Consider the following 24,293-nt stretch of genomic DNA (forward strand, 5'->3'; position numbering starts at 1 on the left):
AGAAAGTTAAGTAGGCGCAAATCAATCAAACTATGTGAAGCAATGTAAATTTTTAAAATTGTCTCGTAGTAAGGGCTGAAGTTCTACGTGCGAGGGCTAAAGCCCTCACTACAAACCTTTAATCATTTACGCCGTCCTACTTAAGCGATCGCTCCTCTTTCTCTTCTTCTTCCTCTGTGTTCTGGTGTGCCTGGTGTGGTTAATTTATAGCTGTGGCACATCCCTAGAGAACTTCTCCCAAGCCAACCCGGCGGCATTTGCCACCTGTGAAACAAAAAACAACCCTCCTATCAACAGCACAGAATGAGACGTTGCTAGTGACAACGGATAACCGAGCAAATTTAGATAAAACGATAACTTTTCCCGCTTTGGATGTTCGAGATGGCGTTGAGCGCAGATTTCGTGAAAACGAAACGCACCCCGACCGTAGTTGAAGTGTTGAGACCAAAATTTGCGGAGAGTCAGTTTATGGGCATGATAAACGCAACTTTCTGGCAGGTAAATCATCAGATAACCACGTTGTAGCCAGCGATCGCAAAATTCCCGGTCTTCTCCTGCTGCTAAGGGAAAACTTGTATCAAAGCCACCAATTGCTTCAAAAGACTCTTTTGGCAAAGCAAAGTTGTTCGAGGCAAAAAAACGAGCTTGCTTAGGGTTCGCGTTGTAATAACTGTAAAGGTAATCAATTAATACCTGGCTAGCCGTGGAATAGAGGTTATCGGGAAGCGCATTCAGCGTCCGACCTCCAATCAGACAATCCGGCGTCAGGGCAAATTGAGCCGCCAAGGTTTTTAGCCAATCCGGTGATGGAACACAATCATCATCTGTGAAAACTAGGAACTTCCCTTTCGCTGCCAATGTCCCAGTATTCCGTGCTGTTGCTGGGCCTGCATGGGGTTGAGTCAGCAGAGTAACATCTAGTGCCTCACAAAAGGGAGTCACGATCGCTTCGAGGGACATTTCGCTACCATCATCTACCACGATGATCTCAAAGCGATCGCGAGGATAGTCAATCTTTGCGAGGGACTGAAGGCAGGTAGCCAGCCTCTCTGGACGGCAATAAGTGGGGATAATAATTGAGAATAAAGGCAAAGTTTGTTCCATCGCCAATTAACAAATTCAAATAGTTTTTTTATAAGTTAAACCTTAAAAAGGCTGACATCTCTAAATTACTTTGGTTAGTATTTAGCAGAACAAATGATTAGGCTAATTTTATCTAGTCAACAAAAAAATACCTGATGCTTTATTTTACCGTTGCCTGGAATTTTCTTCTTATTGCTTGCGGCTTAATTGGAACAGCGCTACTGAATCTCGTGCCAGCTAATCGCTTTAAACGAGTAGGCGATCGCCTCATAGCTGCCTTGTGGTTAGGAGTCGTCGTTCTTTCCATCTCCCTCCTGGCAACCTCCCTGATTCTGCCTCTATCTCCTGTCGTTGGTGCCGTTATTGCGATCGCTTTTTGCGCCTTATCTCTACTCTCTCAGGATACTCGTAAGGAAATAGTGGCGCTCTGGTTGATGGTTTCTCCCCCCTTAGTTCTAGGATTCTTCAGCCTAGAACTTGGGGTAGCGGCATTAACAACTCAACAAGTGCGATGGATTGATACAGGACTTTATCACTATGGGGCAATCCGTTGGTTAGCAGACTTTGGCGCAGTTCCAGGGTTAGCATTGCTCAATAGTCAGTTTGGTTTTACTTCGTCTTGGTTTGCCTTCGCTGCACCTTTAAATGCGGAAGTTTTGGGCGATCGCGTCAGTGCAATAACAAATGGTTTTGCCTTGCTCCTTGCCCTACTACATTTCTTAATTTGTCTAATTCACAGTTTCACCAATAAGGCACAACTCAGCGACAGCTTAGTAATAGTTGCCTCAATTTTTATCTTGCCCTTCCTGATTACCTCAGAGCTAATGTCGGTAGTTTTGGTATCGGCGTCTCCCGATATTGTCGTCATATTTCTAACTGTAGTCGTTTCTTGGTCAATTCTAATTGCATCTGACAAGAATGTAGCGCCTTTACAAGAATTAAAAACTTCTGTAGATACCAAAATCATTCCGCTAATTTTATCAGTTGGAGCAGTGACCATAAAGCTTACTGCTCTGCCGATTTTACTTATATCTAGTCTGTTCTATATTTGGGGAAAATTTAGCCTAAAACGAATTTTAGTAGGTAGCACTATCATCGTTTTGCTACTCTTGCCAATGTTTATTTTTGGCATTGTTTCCTCTGGATGTCCGTTTTTTCCGGCATCTTTTTTGTGTGTGGATTTACCCTGGTCGCTTACTGTACAAGAAGCTCAACAGAAAGCAGAAGTCACTCGTGGTTGGGGAGTTTGGTACGGTTCGCCTCCGCCTAGTGTCATTCCAGCAGTGTGGCTTTTCTGGCAATGGTTTAACTCGATTAACTCCAACAAACTGATTACATTGCTAATTTTGGTTTCTATTTTCTGTGCAGTTTACGTTGTGAGAAAATCACTAATTACTCAAAGTTACGACCAGCTTTGGATGCTAGCCCTGGCAGTTGTGGGAACAGCATTCATGATGCTGCAAGCTCCCCTGCTCAGATTTGGGTTTGGTTATATAGTGCTTCTGCCTGCCTTAACAACTGCGATGTACTGCCAAAATCAGAATAGTTTGCCAAAGCTTGCTCATCGATTAACGGCTTACTATCAACTCCGGCAATTACGTCAAGCCTCTGCGATCGCTTCGCTTTTTCTGATTGCCATAATTATCGTTATTTCTAGCAGTGATGCTAGCCAAGCCCAATTAATATTGCCGCCCAAGTTGCCGAGTGCTGAAGTCTTACCCAAACAAATCAATAATGTGAGTTATTTCTCTCCCCAAGATCGCATGGGTATTTGTTGGGGTGCTGAATTGCCTTGTGCCGCTCAACCAGACGAAATTCAGCTTCGCAATCCACAACTGGGGATTAAGGCAGGATTTGTTAGGCAGAAGACCAGATGAAGTTGGTTAACTACGTTCGTTTAATTAGATCCTGTTACTTACGGCAACTTTGCCATCTCCTCTGGGCTAAAGATGCGATAAATAACCCACTCTGGGGTTTTGGCTTTGAACTCACAGGTGCGTTTGATGTGCTCAACTAAGGTTAGGTGGTCTGTCCAGAAATCTTTTTTGCGCTCCTCAACAATGCCTAACCAATCTGCACCCTTAGCCCGCATTTCCTCAAACATTTGAATCGCCTCATTGTCGTCTTCAGGGAATTGGGGCAAGACTCCATCCTCAATTACTGGCGGAAAAACCCACCCGCGCCGTTGGCTGTAATAAATGGGAATCGGATCGCCAAGGGTATTCGCTAGGGTGACTACGAGGTCGCCAGGTTGGCTAAATTGACGCAGAGCCAGCCCCAACTTATAACTTTCGTAGGCGTAGGGTTTATACACCCATTGCAAACCAGCCTGCCCGAAGCTGGCAATGAAGAATAGGAAGGCGGCAATGATTGATAGCGAAATAGGCGATCGCCAAACTGGATTCCATAATGATGCTGTCACCAAGATCGCATGACCTGCGATCGCAGCAGCGGCGGGGTTGATCAGATGAAAGTTCCAGGGGTTATTAACTAGTTCCTTGGCTCCGATTAGGTAGTAAATGACACCACCGAGGAACCACCAGTGAAACAGCCAAGGTGCTTTACCGGAAAAGTTAACTGGAGAGTTTTGAGTCGGTTTCTCTCTGGGAGGGGGGAAAATCAGACCAAAAAATACAAGGGCAATGACGGGAGCAGTCCAAAGCCAGGTATTAAAAATATGGCTTAGACCGGGAAGGAAATAGGTTTTGCTTAACCAGTTCGTCAGCCCATCATCCCAAAGCCAGTTTCCCTCACCTGCAAAGTGATAGGGCGGGTAAGAAAGGGAAAGATGTCTTGCCCATAGGTAGTAAGCCACAACTGGGATCAGTCCAAGGACGGCAACAACCCCCAGTAGCCCCAGCTTTTTCGGATGCAGCATCTTCTTACGACCCAGAATCGTAACAATGGCATACATCATCGGCAGCCCAACGATTAACCCCGTAATTTTTGACAAAAAACCCCAACTGCCAATGACTCCAGCCAGTATGAGATAGTGCCGACGCCCAGTTTGCAGATAGGCAACTAGCATCCACAGGCTGGTTGTTACCAAGGCAACCATGGCGGGATCGGGAAGAAAAGAGCGCTCAATAAAGATGCTTCCTGGTAATAATGCCATCACCGCCGCACTCATCAGTGCGTGTTCTTCATCCCAGACACGACGGACGAGTTGATAGAGGGCAAAGATCCCCCATAAACCAAACATTACGGCGATCGAGCGACCAACCCAATCCTGTTGACCAACAATGGGATACAGTAACGCTGCCAGGTAACTGACTGTCTGGAACTCGCGCCCTTGATAGCCAGGCCCAGCCCCACCCCAATTGACTTCGGGGTAGAAGATATTGCGGTTGGTGCGGTAAAAGTTATCCGCCATCATTGCGGTGCTAGACTGTCGCCAGCTAAAGGCATCAATAAACGGCTGGTCGATTTGATAAAACCGTAAGATTGCCGCAACAACTAGAATGAACAGAATATAAAAGTTGAGGCGGAAAAAACGTAATTTCATTTCGCATCCTGACGTTTACTTAATTGTGGCGTAAACGAAAGGCTCAACCTTTTAGAGTTGATGGGTTTGAGAGCGTTTAAGGCTGGATAGCTGTACGCTACCCATCTCCCAGCGATAGGGTGGAGCAAGGACACCTTTGGCTCCCATTTTTGAACGCACTAATAATGGATAAACGTGCCAGTGGTAGTCGTAGGCATACGCCCAGTTCTGCTCGTAGATTCCAATATCGACGTAGTAGCGCCCACCATTGAGATCGAGGCGATCGCAATGTAATTTAATCTGTCCTTTGCCCTGAATTTGCTGTAGCGAGGTGGTTAGGGGCAGGCTGACTTCGCTGGTGCGCCCAAGGGTTGCCGTGCTGGTATCGAAGCAAATTTGACCCTCTTCATCGCTAATGGTGACGCTGAAAATGGGAGCCATAATGAGCTGCGTTGCCAGATACTCAATCTCCACCGTCAGGGCTTCTCCACTCTCGATTTCTGATGCTGGTAGCAAGCGCACGTCGGTAATTTCGACATCCAAAGAGCCAAAGCGGTTTTCATGGAGTCGCAGCTCAGTACCTGCCGAGGTCAGTTTGGGAGGGCGTACGGGGGTGCGTTGCTGCGTTTGCGATCGCATCTCGACCTTGTACTGCCCCGCCACAACGTCTGGTTCCCCATACGCCACAATTTGCCCCTGACGCAACCACAACGCTTGGTCGCAGAGTTCCTGAATTTGTTGCGCGCTGTGAGAAATAAGGACTATTGCACAGCCGGAAGTTTTCAACTGGGCAATTCGTTCTAAGCACTTTGCCTGAAACGAAAGGTCGCCCACCGAAAGAAACTCATCCACTAAAAGCACATTGGGGTCAGTGTGGACAGCCACCGCAAATGCCAAGCGCATCTGCATCCCCGTGCTGTAGGTACGTACTGGGTTGTCAATAAACTGCTCTAACTCGGCAAACTCTACAATGGCATCAAAGCGCCGCGCTACTTCCCGACGAGTCAGACCCGCCACCACGCCGCTGACACCAACATTTTCTCTCCCAGTCAAATCGGCGTGGAAGCCAGCACCCAAATCCAGTAGCGCCCCAATTCGTCCATTGACTTTTACTCTTCCCTCATCCGGACGTCCGACGCCACCAATAAGCTGTAACAGCGTGGATTTACCTGCGCCGTTCTTACCGATAATCCCTAACATCTGACCTGGAGAGACAGTGAAGCTGACATCGCGCAATGCCCAGAAACACTCTAGGGGTTTCATGCGCCGCAAACCCGACAGTGCTGCTTCCATGATGGTGACAGGTCGTTCAGCATGGTAGCGGTTGAATCGCTTACCCAGTCTTTTGACGATAATGGCTTCAGGCATTTAGAGTTCCTCCACAAAGCGATCGCTCTGCCGCCGAAAAAACTGCAAACCAATGGGTAAACAAACTGCCATTAAGACGGCGATAATTACTAATGGTTGCCAATTGGGTAACGTTCCTTGTATTAGTACATCCCGATAAGCGTTGACAATATGTACTATCGGGTTGAGGTTGTAGAGGTACTGATAAGCGGCGGGCACGTTATTGATATCGTAAAAAATGGGCGTCAGATAGAACAATAGCTGTAGCAAGACACCGAGCGTGTGCTGGGTGTCCCGAAACGTGACGTTCAAAGCAGCTAGTAAGTAGGCGATGCTAACGGTTAGGGCAAACTGAAGCGCCTGCAAAAGTGGCAGAAATAGGATGACAGGCTGTAGCTGAACTCCATCGATCAGCAGAAAGACGATCAAGACGGGAAGCCCTAGCACGAAGTGAATCAAGCCCGTTGTCGTAATTACTACGGGCAAGATGGCTATTGGGAAACCGGGTTGTCGGATTAGGGGACGATTGGCGATGATCGCCCCAGTGGCTTGGAACAGGGAGTTTTGAAACCAAGTCCAGACGAGCAAACCAGTAAACACAAACGAAGCGTAGTTGGGTATGGAAACGGGTAGCACAATCTGGAAGACAAAGACAAAAACTGCCAGTTGTAGCAATGGGTTAATCAGCGTCCAAGCGATTCCTAAGGCTGACCGCTTGTAGAGCAACTTCATATCGCGAGCAACTAACTCTCGCAATAGGTCGTATAGATAGGCTAACCGCCACTTATAGAGAGGATCTGGGAATTTCCGCTTAGATAGCATGAGCGTTCAATTTTTTGATACGGGGTAAAACTCACCAACGTTTGCATAGTTAGGTGTCTCCGCTAAAATAAGCTTTGATGTTGTGGTATCCACTCGTTGGGAAACGGGAATATAAGGGGCGCTACGACCTTCGCCCTTGACTCGTTGGCGAGACTGCCATAGCGACCAAGGTCCCGCTAGATTCCCAGCTATATCCAATAAGATCATCGGGATAGGATGAGCGCAACGACGTTGAAACCGTTCTCTAATTCGCTGCATTTGCCACATCGGCAGACCAATTGCTACAGCCAGTAATCCCCGCAGATCGCGATCGCACAAGAAAGTTGTTAGATGATAGGAGATGATTCCCTTGCTGTAGTTGTAGAGTTGACGGCGTAGAGCCGACATATCGCGGCGGTGCTTGTGCCAAACCAGTGCCGCAGGTTCATAAACGATCGTATAACCAGCTTTGAGTACCTTGTAGAAGATATAGATATCTTCTCCAACGCCTGAAGGCATACCTGGGCCGAGTGCTTCATCCATCAAACCAATCTCAGGATGGCTAAAGATAGTCGCACGGAAGGCAGCATTGGCAGTTCCACCAAGTTCCCAAGTTGGTACAGAGTGCATCCAAGAGTGTTCAAACCAATCTCCGTCAACCTCAAAGCGATTAAAACCACGTCCTAGACCGCCACTACCATATTGCTCAAATATTTGCTGTGACTCGGTTTGTAATTCTCTAGGCAAGATATTTCCACTTACCGTCATCACGTCAGCGCGAGCGAAGGGTGCGATTAATTTTTCCAGCCAATCAGGGAATATTGTCACATCATCATCTACTGTGACTACGATGTCCCCTTTACTGACGATAATACCTGCATTGCGAGCATAAGCTACCCCTTGTCGTGGCTCGCTCACCAAGATTACCTCTGGGAACTCAGCTACTACAGGTGGAGTTAAACCCGAAGTAGGATGGTTGTCCACAACAATAACTTCTACCTGACGGAGTGACTCCTGATCGACTAAGCTGCGGAGGCATTTACGTAGATCGTCAGGTCTGTCGTATGTTCCTACCACGATAGAAGCTGAGACATTAACAGGCAGCTTAATAGATTCTGCCTCCTTAGGTTCAGTTGGCGTGTATTGCTGCTTCAGTAGGGCGATCGCTTCCCTGGCGCACTCATCTACATTCACTCGTGGGTCGGCTTGGAGTAGTTTGATACCCAGAGAGTCAACAATTGCCTCGCACAAGCGAGTTACGCTAATGGGCTGGTGTTGATCTTCAATATCGAAGCTCCCAATTGCTGAATGATTCCAGGTAACATAGACGCGCACATTTGCATAGTCGGTCGTGTTAACTATCGGCTGTAGAGGTTGAGTTAACTCAACGGTACGCACGGCGATCGCGTCTGGAAGTTTTGGAGGCTCTGTAGAGGGTACAGGCTTTTTTGGTACTTTAATGGGTGGAAGAGAGCCATAATCTTGGGCGATCTGGGCGGCAACCTTACTAGATTTCTGATAGGTTCCCAAACCCGTAAAGCACCCCATCAGTTCTGCCCAAATCAAATCGCGAGGGAAGCGGGTTGGATACATGAAGGACATAAACAAGCGACGGATATGCCAAGACCACAGCCAGGTTAAACCGAGCCGCAGGAAAGAAAAGGCTTCTTCAGGATGCAATCGGATACTGCACATGAAATAGGCAAACACGGCACCGTTTGCATGTAGTTGCTTTCGCAATTTCTCATAATCTCGTCGATGGCGGTGACGGACGATCGCATTAGGCTCATAAACCAGCGTATGTCCTCCCTTTACAACCCGGAAGAACATCTCCAAATCGCCAGCACCATTGGTGAGAGTCCCAACATCCAAAGCCGGATCAAAGTAACCCACTTCCGCAAACACGCTGCGACGGTAAGCCATATTTGCCCCTGTACCGTAATTACCTGTGGCAAAAAACCACCACGGCGTCTTCGTATTCGGTTTGACTTCATACCACTTACGCTTAAATCCCTTGCCAAAGCCGCCTTGCATCTCAAACAAAACTTGTGCTTCTGTTTCCAGTTCGTAAGGCACAACTAAGCCGGTGATTGCCATTACCTCTGGATTTTCGATGAATACCTTGGCTAAAGCTTTTACCCACCCTGCATCGACTACGACATCATCATCGGTATAAGCAATAATTTCGCCTCTCGCCTCAATGATGGCTCGGTTGCGTGCCCAATCTAGACCAGGACGAGGTTCTGTCACATAACGGACATGGGGATATTTTGTCTGCACCAGACATTTAGTCGCATCACTGCTAGGGGCATTATCCACAACCAGAATATCGAGGGCTGGATAATCTAGAAGGCTGAGAGCATCTAGACACAGGGCAAGATCGGTAGGGCGATCGCGCGTACAAACCGCTACCGTCACTAACGGCAACGTCCCGCTATACTGTGGCGGTGGCACGTCAAACAAATCTTCAAGCCGCAACTTTTCTGGTCGTGGGGGTGCTGCTAATCCATTCTGCAAAAGGTGGTGGATGATAGACCAGCTATGCTGTTCCAGAATCAGTGTGCTTAAAGTTTTTGCACTCACACAACCCGCCGTCACAGGTGCTTTGATATACCCAATGGGGGCACCATGTAGGCGAACTAGTCCTTGCAGCCCCATATAGCCATCTAAACCTTCAAACTTAACGAGCGGGCGGCTCAATTCGATATCCACCACTTTGATTGGATTAAGCATAAGCAAAAGCTCTTGGAGTAGAGACAACTAAAGGTTTAAGCAGCAAGCAGAAATAGAATTATATTGAACCGCTTCAATCCCCACCGTTAAGGTTGAGGAGAGCAAAGGAAGCCGAGAAATAGGGACAGCAGGGGGAGAAGGTCGCTTCATTTTCCCGCAAAAAGCTAGGGAGTATTAATCAAAGGGATTTGATATTACTAAAAGCTTTGACTTTGGGTATTTGAGAATACAGAAATTCAGTTTTTTCTGAAGGGCGAACTAATTTACTTAATCGCCACCTCTCATATAATTGTGCAGGAAGAAATCGATGAATGTTCGTTCGTCTAATAATATTCACTGTTGTCATTTCTCGTTCCGGGGCTCTCAACGGCAACGGAGGACAAGAATCGGAAGCAATGGTCGAGGTGACGGCTTGAACAATAAGCTGAAAGATGCTGATGATAGTCAAGGCGTAAAGATGGTGGCGCAAAAGCATCATCACTGTATCTAGCTTTAACGCTTCGTACAGCCAGAATAAGGTTCTGCTGACGTTACCGCTTCGACTATTTTTTGCCGCTAGATACACATAGAAACTACTGCTAGACCATCGATAAGTTTTGGGCAGAATCTCAGGTGATTGTTGGCGGACGCTTGCCATAACCAGAGAATGAGACTTTGCCATTAGTTCATCGTTGCAAGACATGCTGCTGGTTATCTGTCGGTAGCCGACAAGAAACTCTGGTACTACTCGAAATTGATAATGTTTAGCTATACGTAGGTAAATCTCCCAATCCTCGCATCCCTGAGCATTTTGTTCTTTTAAGTGGCGATTGTAACCGCCAACTTTCTCAAAGCAAGCCCGACGGATTAGAGAAGAACTAGCATTACCGATGAAATACTTGTAGACAAGGGCGGCGCGAATTTTCCCCTGTAGGTTGGAGTTATAAAATCCTCCCGTGAGTCGATCTTCTTCATCAATATCCACTGACCAGGAATAAACGACTCCCACCGAGGAGTCTGCTTGTAGCATACATTGCACTTGTTTTTCCAGATTTTGAGGATACCAAATATCGTCAGCATCAATCGGTGCAATGTACTCGCCTCGCGATTTTTCTATGGCTAAATTCCGAGCAGCGGCAACTCCGGCATTTTCTTGCTGCAAAAGAATAATTCGGGAGTCTTTTTGGGCGATCGCCTTGACAACTTCCGCTGTCCGATCTTGGGAGCCGTCGTCAACGACTAAGACTTCAATATTTAAGTAGGTCTGAGAAATTACTGAATTTAAGGTTCTTTCTATAAACTTTTCAGCATTATAGGTAGGTATAATTACTGAAACTAAGGAAGAATGATAATTATTCACACAAAAGCAAGACAGACTTATGGCGCTGATAATGGCAGAAAATTACCGGAGTTAGACATTTCTTCACTGAAACTTTATTTCTTCTTTATAAAAATGCGGCTAAATTATAAAGATTGTGTGAAGCAATCACCGTATAAACATTGATTACGGAAAGTCATCTACGATCAAAGAAATTAACAAAACTACAGACCTTTGAGCGCAATAAGCTGCATTTAGTCAGTATGCAGAAGAAAAGGCAAGTGTTACCAGGGGCTACGCCTGACCAGCAGAGAAAATTTTCTAGTAGATACTACTTAGTCTCAAGCGGATTTGAGAGAACCAAGAAAACTGTTGTATTAAGTAAGTCTAAGTAATGCTCTTCCCTAAAAAGCCAACAATTTCGGTGATTATCCCGGTGTACAACGGAGGCACAGCCTTTCGGGAGTGTCTGTCAAAGTTGATGGAAGCACAACCTCAACCGGATGAAGTGATTGTCGTAGCCGATGGCGATACGGATGATTCCTGGCAACTTGCCAAAGAGTTTGGGGTAAAGGTGCTAAGACTTTCTGTTTGTTCCGGCCCAGCTAGGGCAAGGAATGTGGGGGCGCAGGCGGCAAGGGGTGACATCCTTTTTTTTGTGGATGCGGATGTGGCGATTTGTCCGGAGGCAATAGAGCAGGTGGCGATCGCGTTTTCCCAGCAACCCGACTTAGACGCGTTGATCGGTTCCTACGATGACGCACCTGGGGCAAAGAATTTTCTATCGCAGTATAGAAACCTGTTCCACCACTACACGCACCAAATTGCCTCCACGAAAGCCTCTACTTTCTGGGGCGCTTGCGGGGCAATTCGCCGCGACGTTTTCCTCAGGATGGGTGGCTTTGACGAACGTTATCGCCAACCCTCCGTCGAAGATATCGAACTCGGCTATCGCCTGTGCCGTGCAGGCTACAAAATTCAGCTCCACAAAGGGTTGCAGGTAAAGCATTTAAAGCGTTGGGAAGCAATCTCCCTGATCAAAACAGACTTTTTTAAGCGAGCGCTACCGTGGACAGAACTCATCTGGCGCGATCGCCTCTTAAACAACGACCTTAACCTCCGCACGGAAAACCGCATCAGCACAGTCTTGGTTTACGGGCTAATGATGTGCTTAATTGCCGCCGGATGGTCTGTTGCTTTTCTCGCTGTCGCCACTGGACTTGCCCTCTTACTCCTGGCACTCAATGCCCCCCTTTACCGCTTCTTTCAAAGTTGTCGCGGTAAGCGTTTCGCCCTACGCACTATTCCCTGGCATTGGCTTTATTATCTCTACAGCGGGCTTGCCTTTGCCACTGGCACAGTACGCCACTTCCAAAAACGCCGCGTCTTAGCAGTGCAATTTTCGGAAGTTTTAGAAGTTCGCTCTGATATAACAACCGCCCTGGAGCTTCGTTAATTGGAACGCCATTCTGCCGTGATTATTGGTGCTGGCCCTGCTGGTTTGACGGCGGCTTACGAACTGGTCAAACAAGGTATTCAGCCAATTGTATTAGAGCAAGGTGATAAGGTGGGTGGCATTGCTCGGACTGAAACTTACAAAGGCTATCGCTTCGATATTGGCGGACATCGTTTCTACACCAAAGTTGAAGCCGTGCAGCAGCTTTGGCAAGAGGTGCTAGGAGAAGAATTTCTGAAAGTTCCTCGGCTGTCGCGGATCTACTATCAGGGTCGATTTTTCAACTATCCTCTTGATGCCTTTAATACCTTATCCAACCTGGGCATCGTTGAAAGTGGGCGGATTCTCCTCAGCTACTTCAAAGCACAATTGTTGCCGCTACCTACTGAAGAGACTTTGCAAGATTGGGTAACAAATCGCTTCGGCAAACGTCTTTTCCAAACCTTCTTCAAAACCTACACAGAAAAAGTGTGGGGAATTCCCTGCGACAAAATTCAAGCGGATTGGGCAGCACAGCGCATCAAAGGACTGTCCCTGACGACAGCTATCCTCAACGCTTTGTTTGGTAGCAACAACACAAAAACCTTAATTAAAGAATTTGACTATCCTGCCTTGGGGCCAGGAATGATGTGGGAGCGGTTCACAGAAGCGGTGGAAAGCCGAGGCGGAAGCGTAGAGCTAGAGAGCAGCGTCATTCGTTTTGAGCGTCAAGGCGATCGCATCAAAAGCATTACAGTTCGACAAAATGGAGAAACTCGCCAAATCGAAGGCGACCACTTCATCTCCAGTATGCCCGTAACCGCACTCATCAATCGCCTCGATCCCCCCCCACCAGCAGAAGTCGTGCAGGCGGCAAATAGCCTCAGTTATCGGGCGTTCATGATTGTGTCGTTGATTGTCAACAAAGCAGACTTGTTTCCCGACAACTGGATCTACATTCATAGCCCAGAGGTGAAAGTCGGGCGCATCCAAAACTTCAAAAATTGGAGTCCGGCGATGGTTCCCGACCCCAATAAGACTTGTTTGGGAATGGAATACTTCTGTAGTGAAGGCGACGAACTTTGGAAGCTGTCTGATGTTGAGTTGCTTGATTTAGCCGCCCGTGAGATGGCGAAGCTGGGTCTAGCAGAGGTGAGTGACGTAGAAGATGGTGTGGTACTGCGTCAGCCCAAAGCTTACCCCGTATACGACCGTGATTATCGCCAGCATCTACAAGTAATTCAAGACTATTTAGTAACGATTGAAAACCTGCAAACTGTCGGTCGCAACGGGATGCATCGCTACAACAATCAAGACCACTCAATGCTGACTGCGATGTTGGCAGCCAGAAATATTCTGGGAGAAAAGCACGATTTGTGGAATGTGAATACCGAACGCTCCTACTACGAGGAGTTTACGAAAGAGCGTGCAGCAAAAAATGACTCCTCTCTCATCCCCAATTAATACCGAGTTGCGTTCAAAGATAGTAGATCGGTTAGATGGGGAGCAGGGGAGCAGGGGAGATGAGGGGATGGGGAGAAGCTCTTACCTCTTACCCTTCATACTTCATCCTTCATACTTCATACTTACCCTTACCACTCAGGATTCAGCACTCTCTCAACCACTGAGTCCTGAGTGCGAATAACCTTGTATCACCGCGACTTTCAACAATATTATATTTTTTATAAAAGCTCTTTTGGCTCTTAGCGGCGCTTTCTGCTTCTACCGTTAAGAGCCTTTAAACTTAAGTTATGGCAGCTATCTATATATTTAAGTAGTCGATTATCTTTACTTCCAAGGGAGCGGAGGCACAGGAGCGGTAGGTTCCGTTCTTTAAGGAGGAACTCTTCGCTATTGCCGTGCAGTCCTGTTAGTTGTTGTATAGGTACTGGTCGCGGTAGAACGCGTAGGTATCAAACAATGCGCCCGCGAAGCTACAGGTAGAGCCAATAACCAAGACACCTTGGAGAGGACAACCGCTTCCAAAAACAGCGAGAAACTTGAGCATTTGCTCAACACCCACCTGACTAAAGCTTTCGAGCGGGGGCAGGTAGCCTACAACGGATAAACTTGCCAAAATCACAGCAATCAGTACAACTGGAGCCAGAAAGCTCAGAAGCAAACTCAAAGATAGGGAACGGAGATAGTTGGGCAAGATGCTCATAAATTCAAGTGTCCGGATCTACAAAGCGATAATAGGGAACAAGGTTCAACATCTCCACAATAGGGGCGATCGCCAATTTCAGACGGAGATTTTAGAAATCTTAAATCTTCATTAACAAACTTGGTGAAAGTCTTTGAAACTTACTTAAAAGGTAATGCAGTCTTATTGGTATATAGCCTGTCAGTCAACCGAACTGAGGGAAAAACCTCTCAGCGTAACGATTTTAGCTCATCCTCTAGTGGTGTTTCGTAGTGTAAACAACACCATTGCCGCCCTAGAAGACCGTTGTGCCCACCGCAATGCCCCACTGTCTAAAGGAACCGTTTGTCAAGGGCAGTTAGAGTGCCCCTATCACGGCTGGGGCTACGGCTCGAATGGTGGCGTTACTAAAATTCCCGCTCTCTCAGAAACGGCTCCAATTTCTGAGAATTTGTGTGTCAAAAGTTATCTCTGTGTAGAACAAGACGGTTATGTGTGGGTGTGTCTTGCGCCGACTGCGGCAAGAGAACGTCCCTTAGAGTTTCCTCACCTAGGACAACCAGGCTGGACAAGTTTTCGGATGAAAACCCGCTTTCATGCCCCCGTTGACGCCTGTCTGGAAAATTTTCTCGATTGCCCTCACGCTACCTACGTCCATCGTCTTTGGTTTCGCACTCCCACCGCTAAACCTGTTAAGGCAGTGGTGCGAAGTTTGGAGGATGGTGCTGTTGCTGAATACTTTGAAGAACCGCGCGAAGGTAGTCTCGTCTGGTGGTTGCTTTCTCGCAAGCGCAGCCAGATGCAACATAGCGATCGCTTTATCGCCCCAGCAACTAGCCGCGTTGACTATATATTTAACGACCAACGGCACTATATCATCACCTCGTCCTGCACTCCAATTCACGATACCTTAACGGAGGTTTACACGGTGATTACGTTTCGCTTTGGTCGCATTGGGTGGTTAGTGCGGTTATTTTTTGAACCCCTGTCTCGCCTAATTATTCAGCAGGATGTGAAGATGCTGGCGATGCAGCAGGCAAATATCGAACGCTTTGGTGGCGCTTCCTACAAATTTATCGCGGCGGATTTACTGGCACCCTACATTGCCAAATGGCGCACCAGCCTCAAAACTGGTTCTCTCCCACCTCCGGCGGGAATGGAGCATCAAGTAGACATGCGCTTGTGATGCATTGATTACCTGTTCCAGGAGGGCTGGTAGTTGAGCGATCGCATCAAGAAAACCGAGCCACAGAAGCGATCGCCTTTTCCGTTCTGTTCAAATCAGCGATTTAGGCGTTGGGGATTATAGGGACACAAGGGAGATTTCTATATTCGCCAATCCCAACCGAGGGAGTCCTGGTGTTTAGCTAAATCATTAACCCCTTATCCCGTAACTTATGCTCAATTTGCTGCATTTCCTCGCTCGTCTCGCCAGTAACGATACCGTAAATTTCGCTATAGATTTTTCCGTACTTAACCTTCTCCTGAGCCGACAAGATCATAAAGTCCTTGCGAGCTAGTTCTGGTTTCAGGGTTTCTAAAATCGAGTCTAATGTCCCATCCATGCGGTAGCCACTGAAATATTTAGCCACCTCCTTTCCCAGCCCCAGCAGGGTATAGCGCTGCAAGCAAAGAGCAGTAGAGCCATTAACTCGAAAATTAGCATCGATCGCATAAAGCTCTCCCTGGGAGTTTTCCAGCACATCGAAGCCAATAACGCCGAAATAACCCTGCTGATGAGCATACTGACCAATGGCAGCAATCATCTCGTAGAATTTGCTCATGTCGCTTTGGCGGTAGTCAATTAGCCCTCCTAAAAAGCTACCTTCTGGGGTGACAAGTTGGATTGTCGTCCCGATGAGGCTAATATCTCCCGCCTTGTTGACATAGAATTGCACGCAGTAATTCTGCACGACATTCTTGATAAACTCCGAGACAACAATCGTATCTACCAACTTAATATGAAGGTATTGCCTGATTTCCTTCAAGCAGTAGTTCAGATCGCTAGTGTTTTCGATAATATAAGTGCCTTCCCCTGACAGTCCGTGGGACGTTTTGATCAAGTAGGGAAATTGCTCTGGTAGCTGAATGTCTTCCAGCTTCTGGGCGTGCAGATCATAGCTGGAGTATTTTGGACATGGCACTCCCAACTCGGCTAGGGTTACTTTGCTCAGTAAGCGGTAATGGGTGTCTGGATCGACGGCGTGTTTTTCAGGCTTGAGACCATCAAAGGGAAACAAAACGATAAGTTGGTCAAAGCGATCGCTCTGGCTGAGTTCATCCAGATAAGTCGAGCAATCTATCATCTCTATATTGTTTGTGTAGCTAAAGCCCAAATGCTCCCGCCAGTAGTCAACCAGCGAGTTGGGCGGCGGAATGATCACAATCCCTGGAAGCACATCACCTAGCACAGCAATATTCTTCCAAGGTTCCTTTTGACAAATTTTGTCGAAGGAGGCTTTAGTGGCTTCACTACTGCCATCTTGAAGAAAGTATTTTTTATTATTAGGGTAAGCTGCCCAACTTGCAGTTGCAGGGTAATTTAGGATGAACCCATATCGTGCATCTGTGATGTCTTGAGCAAATAGATCGGAAAAGGAATTTCCCTGAAAGTAATCAAATTCGTATGTTGAGTTCATAGAAAACTACCCAAATAAGCCAGAAAAAGAAGTTGTACAACAAAGAATATACTGATGGGCAAAAGTTCATTGTTTCCTCTGCGACCTTTTGCATTCTCTGAGTTTAACTTCTCAAAATTAACTCAATAATTAGTAAAAATAAATTAATCTTTATTGGTGTAATATAAAATTTTACATAAGTTTGTAAACAGGGATTTAGTCCTCAAAATCGAACCTAATCCCTGAATACGAACCTTTAATTATTCACTTCATCCTACTTGTTTTTGTTAGAAGTCTTATTAAATAAAATAAAAAGATTTCTGACAAAAATAAGCCTTAATCATTAACTCAAACTTGACACTACTAGGCAGAAGAAGACATAAATACGCCTTAAGTAATCAGACGCGATTATGTCGATAGTGAGTTAGTAGTCAACAGATATTTTATGCCTTACTGAAGACAAGGGCTTCTGCTTGTAAGTTACTTTCTGCTTCTTTGTTGGTAAACACAGCCGGGCTGTCCATTTCTGTAGTCATGTAAGCCACTGCCATGTCCTGGGAATTATACGCCCACCCAATACGTCCCTGATGGTCTATGAGGATGCACCCAGCCTCTCCTGAAACCTTAGATATCAAGGTGTCAATGGCTTTTTGCGCTGCTTTTTCTGGATGGGTGTTTCCAGCCATAGAATCAGTCGCTGTTTTGGCAAGAACCACCGGGATAATTGACTCGCCATCACCCGTTGTTGAGCAAGCGCCCAGGTTATTGTCGGCGTACAAGCCGCAGCCAACGAGGGCGCTGTCACCAACGCGACCAGAGGGCTGATTCGCGAGTCCTCCCGTTGAGGTTCCGGCGACCAAGTTACCGTCAGCATCTAGGGCGACACAACCAACTGTAGCGGGGCGATCCAAAACCGCCTCCTGTTCCTCCCACTCCCGCCGCTGCTCATCGCTAATCAAGTCCCTGGGGGCACACATCTCATCTCCATGCTCTCTGGCGAAGCGTTCTGCACCCCGTGAGACTAACAGCATGGACTTGTCTTCCATAATCTTCCGCGCTACCGAGATCGGATGAGGTATCCCCTGAACGGCTGCTACTCCCCCCCAACCCAGGGTGCTACCCTCCATCATTGCTGCGTCTAAGGACACCTCCCCGTCGCTGTCAAGAGTTGCACCAATGCTGGCGTTAAAAGTTGGGTTATCTTCAAGAACGCGAATGGCTGCCTCAACGGCGTCTTTTGCACTACCCCCACCAGTTAGTATGCTCCAACCTGCCTCTACTGCTGCCAAGCAACCAGCGGTGTTAGCCTTAGCCTTGTCATCTGAGATGGTTTTCGCTCCACCATGAACAATAATGCTTAGGGTCATATCTGCTATTCCTAAATTTTTGTTAGCTGTGTGTACTACCGCTGAAAGGGCAATAGTCAAATTCACATTTTTTACATTTAAAGGCAGCTTGAAAATTACAGCTTCATCCCTACAGCGTGTCTTAGCCTGTACTTAAGGAAGGTTTGTGTATTAAGCCGTTTGGTAATTTTCGATACAAAAGGATGAAGGATTACCACTGACGTTTTTTGGTGTGGCGCTTCTTGGTGATCAGTTGATCCAGTGCCGCGATCGCACTATCGACTCACTGAAACATGGCGCGATCGTTTTATTTAAATATCTTCACGTCAGATAGTTGAGGATTTTATTGTCTTGAGTTAATAAAAATGAATCGTAAACCTTAGCTGTTGCGACTATAATTTGGTCGGCTGGATTTGCATGAAATCCGGTTAATTGAGTAGATTGAATTGTAATCGGAACGGTTAACTGTAGCAATCGCATGCCGGAATAGGATAAGGCTAATTCTAGCCATTCTTCTACTGAACAATCAAAACCCAGTCTATTTTTATCGACTAATTTCGCGATCTCCCAGCAGGAAATGATGCTGATCCCTAGCGCTTCTGCTTGATTTTCCTCAATAATTTTCAGGTTTTGGGGAGTTAGTTTGGGGCTTTCGTCTACCCACCAAATCCAGATATGAGTATCTAGGATAATCATGTCAGTGCTTCCCAATCTTCTGAAGCTACAGGCTGATAAGGGTCATTATAATAAGTTACTTTTCCTTTTAGGGAATGAAGGTCAGACGAGGATTGTTTCTTAGAAACTCCTATATCATTTTTGAGAGACTGAAGGATAATTTCAATAATCTGGATTCGTTCTTCTACTGATGCACTTTGTAGCTTGCTAAGTATTTCTGAGTTAATCATCTTTGCGGCTCCCGATTTGATTTATGCTAAATAAACTACTTAACAATTTATCGTGTTGATTAGTGTCGTCTTCCTGCAATGGTTTTATTTTCACCGATACATCAGTCAAAGTTTTTTCATTTAAAACATGAACTCGCTGACACAGCAGTATTTTTGTAAATCAACCCAGCAGTTCCTACATGAAGCGATCGCCCTCTTCAGTTCCAACGTTTTATGAAGAAGGAAGTTGATAACGAAATAGAAACGGAATAAAAGCTGTTGGTGGGGAATTCAAGATCACTGCGTTTTGCCGTTAGCCTGTCGCACGCGGTTTGGGCGATCGCGTACTTCAATTCAGCTTTGGATCAACTCTCGTTTCCCCTAAAACCTCAAAGGCGATCGCTTCTCTATAAAACCAACAATTCAGCTACTTATACAGGCTGAACTTCCCTGATGTCCACACGCTCACCCGTTAAGCTAAACGCCCGCACTTCAGTAATTTTCACCCTCACCAACTGACCAATTAATTCGTTGATGTCGCCAGCAAAGAACGTCAGACGGTTACCCCGCGTGCGCCCCATAACTTGAGTAGGATCTTTAAGATTTTGTTCTTCAACGAGAACTTCCTCAACCCGTTCAAAGTAGCGTTGCGAAGCTTCAATGGCTTGGGTGGAAACTAAATGATTGAGGCGCTGGAGGCGATCGCTTTTCACTTCCTCACTCAGCTGATGCTCCCACAATGCCGCCGGAGTGCCGGGACGAGGCGAATAAGCCGCCGTATTCAACAGATCGAAGCCAATATCTTCCACCAACTTCAGCGTATTCTGGAACTGCTCTTCCGTCTCCCCAGGAAAACCGACAATCGCATCAGCACTAATCGACGCATCCGGCATATAGCTACGAACTGTCTCAATGATGCGGCGATACTTTTCTGTGGTGTAGCCCCGTGACATTGCCTTGAGAATATCGTTATCTCCCGATTGGAAGGGAATGTGGAAATGTTCGCATACCTTCGGTAACTCCGCGCAAGCTTTAATTAGCCGTTCTGTGAAGTAGCGGGGGTGACTGGTAGCAAAGCGAATCCGCTCAATTCCTGGCACATCGTGGACGTAGTAGAGCAAATCCGTCAGCGTCTGCTTGTGACGCCCCGACTCCGTAACTCCTGGTAAGTCGCGCCCATAGGCATCAATATTTTGCCCCAACAGCGTCACTTCTCTGTAACCCTGTCGCCCCAATTCTTCCATTTCGGCGCGAATTGCTTCTGGTGTACGAGATTGCTCTACGCCCCGCACGTTCGGAACCACACAATAGGTGCAGCGCTCATTGCAGCCGTAAATCACATTCACCCAAGCCGTCACATTACTATCCCGACGCGGTTTAGTAATGTCTTCCATGATGTGAATCGCCTCGGTGGCGACGACTTGATTGCCATCAAACACCTGTTGCAGCAAATCCTGAAGGTGATTGGCGTGTTGCGGCCCCATCACCAAATCCAGTTCTGGCACCCGCCGCAGCAGTTGCTCTCCTTCCTGCTGGGCAACGCAACCCGCAACTACGAGGGTTAAATCTGGTTGCTCGTGCTTGCGCTTGGCTTGTCTCCCTAGATAGGAGTAAACCTTCTGCTCGGCGTTATCCCGAATCGTGCAGGTGTTGTAGAGAATCACATTGGCGTCATTGGGGTCTTCTGACCACTCAAAGCCCATATCTTCCAGAATGCCAGCCATGCGCTCTGAGTCGGCTTTGTTCATCTGGCAACCGAAAGTGGTGATGTGATAGCGGCGGTTAGTCGTGGTCATGGACAGCTACAACCAAATTAATGGCAAAAAAGAGTAGGGACTTTATCTATGTTACCTATCCCGCAGACCCTTACATCGGGAGTTTGATCGTAAAGGTTGTCCCTTGTCCTACCACAGAAGAAGCAGTGAGCGTCCCCCGATGAGCGGTAACGATCTGCATGGCGATCGCTAACCCCAATCCAAAACCGCCTGTATATTTGGAGCGCTCTGTATGCACCCGATAAAATCCCTCAAAAACATGAGGTAAATCCGTTTCACCAATCCCAATCCCACTATCCTCTACTTGAATCACCGCTTGATGCGATCGCGTAAAAAGTCGGAGCTGAATTTTCCCACCTCCGGGAGTATATTTGCAGGCATTACTCAGCAGATTCGTCACGACCTGACGCAAAAGGTCTGGATCGGCTGGCAAATACAGGGGTTGCCAAGGTAGATGGCTACTCAGACTCAACCCCACTGCTGCCGCTTGGATAGTATAGATGTCTGCTATCTCTTTTAGTAAGCTCGTCAGGTCAACTGCGTTCAAAGATTTAGGATCTAACGGTCTTTCATGGCGAGCCAGAAGTAACAAATTACTGACGAGGGAACTCATCGACTTGGTGACATCAACAATCTTCTCCAAACGAAGACGCTGCTGCGAACCATCACCAACGGGGGACAGTAATCCCACCTGAGCATTGCTCAACACCGCCGCTAAAGGTGCCCGCAATTCATGGGAAGCATTGGCAGTGAAGCGGTGAAGTTGCTCATAGCTGTAGCGAATCGGTTGCATCGCCACTCCCCCCAAGAACCAGCCAGTGATCCCAATTATCCCTAAAGTCACAGGTACTGCTAGCGTCAAAACTAAGCGTAACTGAGCCAAACTCTCTTGAGTAGAGGTCAACGGAGTGCCAACCTGGAGATAACCAATTAACTGACTCTCTTGGTAGACGGGTAGCGTTACCTGACGAATCCAAGGGACAGTGGTTTTGATAGTGTCAAATCCTGGTGCGATTTTCAGCTCTTCTGGGGCAGGTGTACCAAAAAATTGCACAAGTTGCTCCGAAGGGCTGTACCAGCGTGCATACACCATTTCTGTATTCAGCAGCCGCGTGTTACTCCCTAGCAGCGGGACATTTTCTAGATCCAACTCCCCCTTCTGAAATTCATAGTTGGCATTAGTTGCCATCACTCTGGTTTTTTGGTAAAGCAAGCGGTCTAACTTGTCTAGCTCATCTACGATTTCCACGTAGTAAAGCAACCCTGCAAAGCCAATCAAAATACTCCCCATCGATAGGGTGAACCAGCGAGCCAGATTCCGACGGCTACGACCAAACATGGCTAAAGAAGGCAAAAGTCTGCGGGTAAATGGTAAGCAAACATGAAAAAGTCTTTCCCTCTGTTTACATTCAACTTTCCCCAGGGTTGAGGCAGTATCCCATACCGTAGACGGTCTCAATCCAGTCTGCTGCACCGACTAACTGCAAGCGTTGCCGCAGCCTGCGGACTAACGTTGTCACCGCATTGCTTTCTGGTTCTGTGCCCCATTCCCATAGAGACTGTTCAATTTGAGTGCGGGTTAAAACCTGATGAGGGTGACGGAGGAAGTACTCTAGCAACTGAGACTCGCGGGCTGATAAGGTGACACTTGCCTGCCCTCGTTCAGCGGTGAGTGTCGTCAGGTGTAGTTGCAAATCTCCTACGCCCAAACTATCTCCTTGCCACAGAGGCGATCGCCTCGATAATGCCCGTACTCGCGCCAACAGTTCAATAATATCGGTAGGCTTAACGAGATAGTCATCAGCTCCCGCATCTAATCCTGTCACTTTATCAGCGGTGGTATCCTTAGCGGTAAGCATCAACACAGGGGCAGTTTTCCCAGCTTGTCGATACTGACGACAAACATTTAAGCCGCTGATTTTCGGCAACATCCAGTCTAAGATCAACAGGTCATACTCTTTTTGGGACAGCAGCCATAGAGCCATGTCTCCATCATCGACACCATCTACAACGTGTCCGACTTGCGACAACGCCGCCTGTATTGGCTCTAATTGTGCCAGATCGTCTTCTACCAGTAAGATTTTCATAAAATAAAGCGATCGCCCTTTTCCCTCTAGAGACAGAAATCTCTGATTATGTATTCATCCTAAAGAAGCAGCATTGTTTAGCACGTCTTCCACCAGTCTGATTCTTACTGATAGTTGACCGGATCAAAGAATTCTTCTCACTTCAAACAAAGTTTTATGTCTTCACCCCAATGGCTGAAAAAATTGCCCGCTCTGGGCTTAGAATTTTGGCTCTCTCTACCTTTATTAGGAATAACTTTTTGGACGGGTGGTGGACTATTAGCTAACCAACTTTTAAGCCGTCCCTACGGTAGCGTTGATAAGCTAGAAGCTGATAGAGAGCTAGAGGTACAACTTTCCCTGACGGTGCTAGTGATTCAAGCGGATATCTATACCGATTTAGGACTAACTAAAGTTGAGATCAAAACTACCGATTCTGCTTTGAAAGAGCTGGAATTTGAGTTTCTGGTGACAGAAGTCAGCCAAGTGGAAGCGATGATTGCTCAAGAACTAAGATTGTCTCAGGAAGATGTGAGGAAACTAGTGCGCTATCGGTTGAAAAACTAGTACTCCCTAAGAATGATTTTTATAACTGATATTTCCAAAGGATGGTATTTGCGGTTAGAAGATCATCTTCCCTTTAATGACTCATACTGTCACATTCCGTCACATTTATTGGTAAGGCTAGAATAAAGACAAAACAAATTTATTTAGGATTCAATCACAAATGAAGAAGCTAACTACACTTCTAATTAGCGCTCTGCTCCTAGCTGGTGCTGCCGCTTGTCAATCCGACGTTGCCCAAACCAATACCGCCGCTCCCGATACTACAGAAGAAACTATCGGAACTCCCGCTGCTGAAGAGGCACGAGAAGGGCAAGAAGATGCTACCAGCGAAGTTCGCAGAGACCAACTTAATTCAGATATTCGGGCACGAGAAGAACGCGACCAAGCCTTGGGTAATGATGATGTCAGAGCTGATGCTGACTTAGCTAGGGAAATCGCCAGCAAGTTAGAAGCGAACTTACCTGCTAGCCTTTTGACCGTAGAAGCGGAGGAGGGTGTTGTCACTGTCGCAGGAACCGTTCCTACTCAAGAGCAGTATGAGCGCATCGAACCTTTGGCACGGGAGATCAGAGGTGTCCAGAATGTTGATATTCAAGCCAAAGTTCAACCGGCTCAACCCCAAGGTAATAACTAGACTGATCGCCATCCTATTTGGTTGATGAAAAGCTTTTTAATCAACCACAAAGACACATAGACGTGCCTTAGGGGCTTGTA

The 24,293-nt window shown here is 46.9% G+C and carries 20 protein-coding genes; 6 read left to right on the top strand and 14 right to left on the bottom strand.

Annotated features, from left to right (window positions below):
* Positions 1–204: 204 nt before the first annotated feature.
* Positions 205–1,104, bottom strand: a complete 900-nt coding sequence (locus tag AC5JR3_RS01250; RefSeq protein WP_495842236.1) for a glycosyltransferase family 2 protein — start codon at positions 1,102–1,104, stop codon at positions 205–207.
* A gap of 134 nt (positions 1,105–1,238) precedes the next feature.
* On the opposite strand from AC5JR3_RS01250, the gene AC5JR3_RS01255 reads away from it, so the two are divergent.
* Positions 1,239–2,960 carry a DUF8201 family protein gene (locus tag AC5JR3_RS01255; RefSeq protein WP_495842237.1) on the top strand — a complete coding sequence of 574 codons (1,722 nt, stop codon included), beginning with the start codon at positions 1,239–1,241 and terminating at the stop codon, positions 2,958–2,960.
* Positions 2,961–2,998: 38 nt separating this feature from the next.
* Here the strand turns inward: AC5JR3_RS01255 and AC5JR3_RS01260 are convergent, their stop codons facing one another.
* From AC5JR3_RS01260 to AC5JR3_RS01280, 5 genes are all read right to left on the bottom strand, one after another.
* Positions 2,999–4,588 (bottom strand): glycosyltransferase family 39 protein, encoded by a 1,590-nt coding sequence (locus tag AC5JR3_RS01260; RefSeq protein WP_495842239.1) that lies wholly within the window; start codon positions 4,586–4,588, stop codon positions 2,999–3,001.
* 51 nt (positions 4,589–4,639) lie between these two features.
* A complete protein-coding gene (locus AC5JR3_RS01265; protein ID WP_495842241.1) occupies positions 4,640–5,935 on the bottom strand; it encodes an ABC transporter ATP-binding protein in 1,296 nt (431 codons plus the stop codon).
* Positions 5,936–6,736 carry an ABC transporter permease gene (locus tag AC5JR3_RS01270; RefSeq protein ID WP_495842243.1) on the bottom strand — a complete coding sequence of 267 codons (801 nt, stop codon included), beginning with the start codon at positions 6,734–6,736 and terminating at the stop codon, positions 5,936–5,938.
* A gap of 6 nt (positions 6,737–6,742) precedes the next feature.
* A complete protein-coding gene (locus AC5JR3_RS01275; RefSeq protein ID WP_495842245.1) occupies positions 6,743–9,448 on the bottom strand; it encodes a glycosyltransferase in 2,706 nt (901 codons plus the stop codon).
* A gap of 178 nt (positions 9,449–9,626) precedes the next feature.
* Positions 9,627–10,787, bottom strand: a complete 1,161-nt coding sequence (locus AC5JR3_RS01280; RefSeq protein ID WP_495842247.1) for a glycosyltransferase family 2 protein — start codon at positions 10,785–10,787, stop codon at positions 9,627–9,629.
* A 352-nt stretch (positions 10,788–11,139) separates the two neighbouring features.
* Here AC5JR3_RS01280 and AC5JR3_RS01285 point away from each other — a divergent pair, with 352 nt between their 5' ends.
* A complete protein-coding gene (locus AC5JR3_RS01285; RefSeq protein WP_495842249.1) occupies positions 11,140–12,201 on the top strand; it encodes a glycosyltransferase family 2 protein in 1,062 nt (353 codons plus the stop codon).
* Positions 12,202–13,644 carry an NAD(P)/FAD-dependent oxidoreductase gene (locus tag AC5JR3_RS01290; protein ID WP_495842251.1) on the top strand — a complete coding sequence of 481 codons (1,443 nt, stop codon included), beginning with the start codon at positions 12,202–12,204 and terminating at the stop codon, positions 13,642–13,644.
* 406 nt (positions 13,645–14,050) lie between these two features.
* Here the strand turns inward: AC5JR3_RS01290 and AC5JR3_RS01295 are convergent, their stop codons facing one another.
* On the bottom strand, positions 14,051–14,344 hold the full coding sequence (locus AC5JR3_RS01295; protein WP_495842253.1) for a hypothetical protein: 294 nt from the start codon (positions 14,342–14,344) through the stop codon (positions 14,051–14,053).
* A gap of 154 nt (positions 14,345–14,498) precedes the next feature.
* Here AC5JR3_RS01295 and AC5JR3_RS01300 point away from each other — a divergent pair, with 154 nt between their 5' ends.
* A complete protein-coding gene (locus AC5JR3_RS01300; RefSeq protein ID WP_495842255.1) occupies positions 14,499–15,509 on the top strand; it encodes an aromatic ring-hydroxylating dioxygenase subunit alpha in 1,011 nt (336 codons plus the stop codon).
* Positions 15,510–15,690: 181 nt separating this feature from the next.
* Here the strand turns inward: AC5JR3_RS01300 and AC5JR3_RS01305 are convergent, their stop codons facing one another.
* From AC5JR3_RS01305 to rppA, 7 genes are all read right to left on the bottom strand, one after another.
* Positions 15,691–16,962 carry an ATP-grasp domain-containing protein gene (locus AC5JR3_RS01305; RefSeq protein WP_495842257.1) on the bottom strand — a complete coding sequence of 424 codons (1,272 nt, stop codon included), beginning with the start codon at positions 16,960–16,962 and terminating at the stop codon, positions 15,691–15,693.
* Between the two features lie 422 nt (positions 16,963–17,384).
* A complete protein-coding gene (locus tag AC5JR3_RS01310; protein WP_495842259.1) occupies positions 17,385–18,308 on the bottom strand; it encodes an isoaspartyl peptidase/L-asparaginase family protein in 924 nt (307 codons plus the stop codon).
* 300 nt (positions 18,309–18,608) lie between these two features.
* Complete coding sequence (locus AC5JR3_RS01315; protein WP_495842261.1) at positions 18,609–18,983, bottom strand: type II toxin-antitoxin system VapC family toxin; 375 nt, start codon at positions 18,981–18,983, stop codon at positions 18,609–18,611.
* On the bottom strand, positions 18,980–19,192 hold the full coding sequence (locus AC5JR3_RS01320; RefSeq protein ID WP_495842263.1) for a hypothetical protein: 213 nt from the start codon (positions 19,190–19,192) through the stop codon (positions 18,980–18,982). Before AC5JR3_RS01320 ends, AC5JR3_RS01315 begins: the two co-directional genes overlap by 4 nt.
* 410 nt (positions 19,193–19,602) lie before the next feature.
* Positions 19,603–20,967, bottom strand: a complete 1,365-nt coding sequence (miaB, locus tag AC5JR3_RS01325; protein ID WP_495842265.1) for a tRNA (N6-isopentenyl adenosine(37)-C2)-methylthiotransferase MiaB — start codon at positions 20,965–20,967, stop codon at positions 19,603–19,605.
* 70 nt (positions 20,968–21,037) lie between these two features.
* The gene (locus AC5JR3_RS01330) at positions 21,038–22,285 is read right to left on the bottom strand and encodes a sensor histidine kinase (RefSeq protein WP_495842267.1); all 1,248 of its coding nucleotides are present in this window, start codon (positions 22,283–22,285) and stop codon (positions 21,038–21,040) included.
* Between the two features lie 70 nt (positions 22,286–22,355).
* Positions 22,356–23,033 (bottom strand): two-component system response regulator RppA, encoded by a 678-nt coding sequence (gene rppA, locus AC5JR3_RS01335; protein WP_495842269.1) that lies wholly within the window; start codon positions 23,031–23,033, stop codon positions 22,356–22,358.
* A gap of 156 nt (positions 23,034–23,189) precedes the next feature.
* Between rppA and AC5JR3_RS01340 the strand changes: the two genes are divergently transcribed.
* Positions 23,190–23,579, top strand: a complete 390-nt coding sequence (locus tag AC5JR3_RS01340) for a hypothetical protein (RefSeq protein ID WP_495842271.1) — start codon at positions 23,190–23,192, stop codon at positions 23,577–23,579.
* A gap of 160 nt (positions 23,580–23,739) precedes the next feature.
* Positions 23,740–24,213, top strand: a complete 474-nt coding sequence (locus AC5JR3_RS01345; RefSeq protein ID WP_495842273.1) for a BON domain-containing protein — start codon at positions 23,740–23,742, stop codon at positions 24,211–24,213.
* Positions 24,214–24,293: the final 80 nt, after the last annotated feature.

The organism is Kastovskya adunca (assembly GCF_059505785.1).

Excerpts from the sequence above, each read along its gene's own strand:
- AC5JR3_RS01250 (WP_495842236.1), bottom strand. The coding sequence starts at position 1,104 with ATGGAACAAACTTTGCCTTTATTCTCAATTATTATCCCCACTTATTGC.
- AC5JR3_RS01255 (WP_495842237.1), top strand. The coding sequence starts at position 1,239 with ATGCTTTATTTTACCGTTGCCTGGAATTTTCTTCTTATTGCTTGCGGC.
- AC5JR3_RS01260 (WP_495842239.1), bottom strand. The coding sequence starts at position 4,588 with ATGAAATTACGTTTTTTCCGCCTCAACTTTTATATTCTGTTCATTCTA.
- AC5JR3_RS01265 (WP_495842241.1), bottom strand. The coding sequence starts at position 5,935 with ATGCCTGAAGCCATTATCGTCAAAAGACTGGGTAAGCGATTCAACCGC.
- AC5JR3_RS01270 (WP_495842243.1), bottom strand. The coding sequence starts at position 6,736 with ATGCTATCTAAGCGGAAATTCCCAGATCCTCTCTATAAGTGGCGGTTA.
- AC5JR3_RS01275 (WP_495842245.1), bottom strand. The coding sequence starts at position 9,448 with ATGCTTAATCCAATCAAAGTGGTGGATATCGAATTGAGCCGCCCGCTC.
- AC5JR3_RS01285 (WP_495842249.1), top strand. The coding sequence starts at position 11,140 with ATGCTCTTCCCTAAAAAGCCAACAATTTCGGTGATTATCCCGGTGTAC.
- AC5JR3_RS01295 (WP_495842253.1), bottom strand. The coding sequence starts at position 14,344 with ATGAGCATCTTGCCCAACTATCTCCGTTCCCTATCTTTGAGTTTGCTT.
- AC5JR3_RS01300 (WP_495842255.1), top strand. The coding sequence starts at position 14,499 with ATGCAGTCTTATTGGTATATAGCCTGTCAGTCAACCGAACTGAGGGAA.
- AC5JR3_RS01305 (WP_495842257.1), bottom strand. The coding sequence starts at position 16,962 with ATGAACTCAACATACGAATTTGATTACTTTCAGGGAAATTCCTTTTCC.
- AC5JR3_RS01310 (WP_495842259.1), bottom strand. The coding sequence starts at position 18,308 with ATGACCCTAAGCATTATTGTTCATGGTGGAGCGAAAACCATCTCAGAT.
- AC5JR3_RS01315 (WP_495842261.1), bottom strand. The coding sequence starts at position 18,983 with ATGATTATCCTAGATACTCATATCTGGATTTGGTGGGTAGACGAAAGC.
- AC5JR3_RS01320 (WP_495842263.1), bottom strand. The coding sequence starts at position 19,192 with ATGATTAACTCAGAAATACTTAGCAAGCTACAAAGTGCATCAGTAGAA.
- miaB (WP_495842265.1), bottom strand. The coding sequence starts at position 20,967 with ATGACCACGACTAACCGCCGCTATCACATCACCACTTTCGGTTGCCAG.
- AC5JR3_RS01330 (WP_495842267.1), bottom strand. The coding sequence starts at position 22,285 with ATGTTTGGTCGTAGCCGTCGGAATCTGGCTCGCTGGTTCACCCTATCG.
- rppA (WP_495842269.1), bottom strand. The coding sequence starts at position 23,033 with ATGAAAATCTTACTGGTAGAAGACGATCTGGCACAATTAGAGCCAATA.
- AC5JR3_RS01340 (WP_495842271.1), top strand. The coding sequence starts at position 23,190 with ATGTCTTCACCCCAATGGCTGAAAAAATTGCCCGCTCTGGGCTTAGAA.
- AC5JR3_RS01345 (WP_495842273.1), top strand. The coding sequence starts at position 23,740 with ATGAAGAAGCTAACTACACTTCTAATTAGCGCTCTGCTCCTAGCTGGT.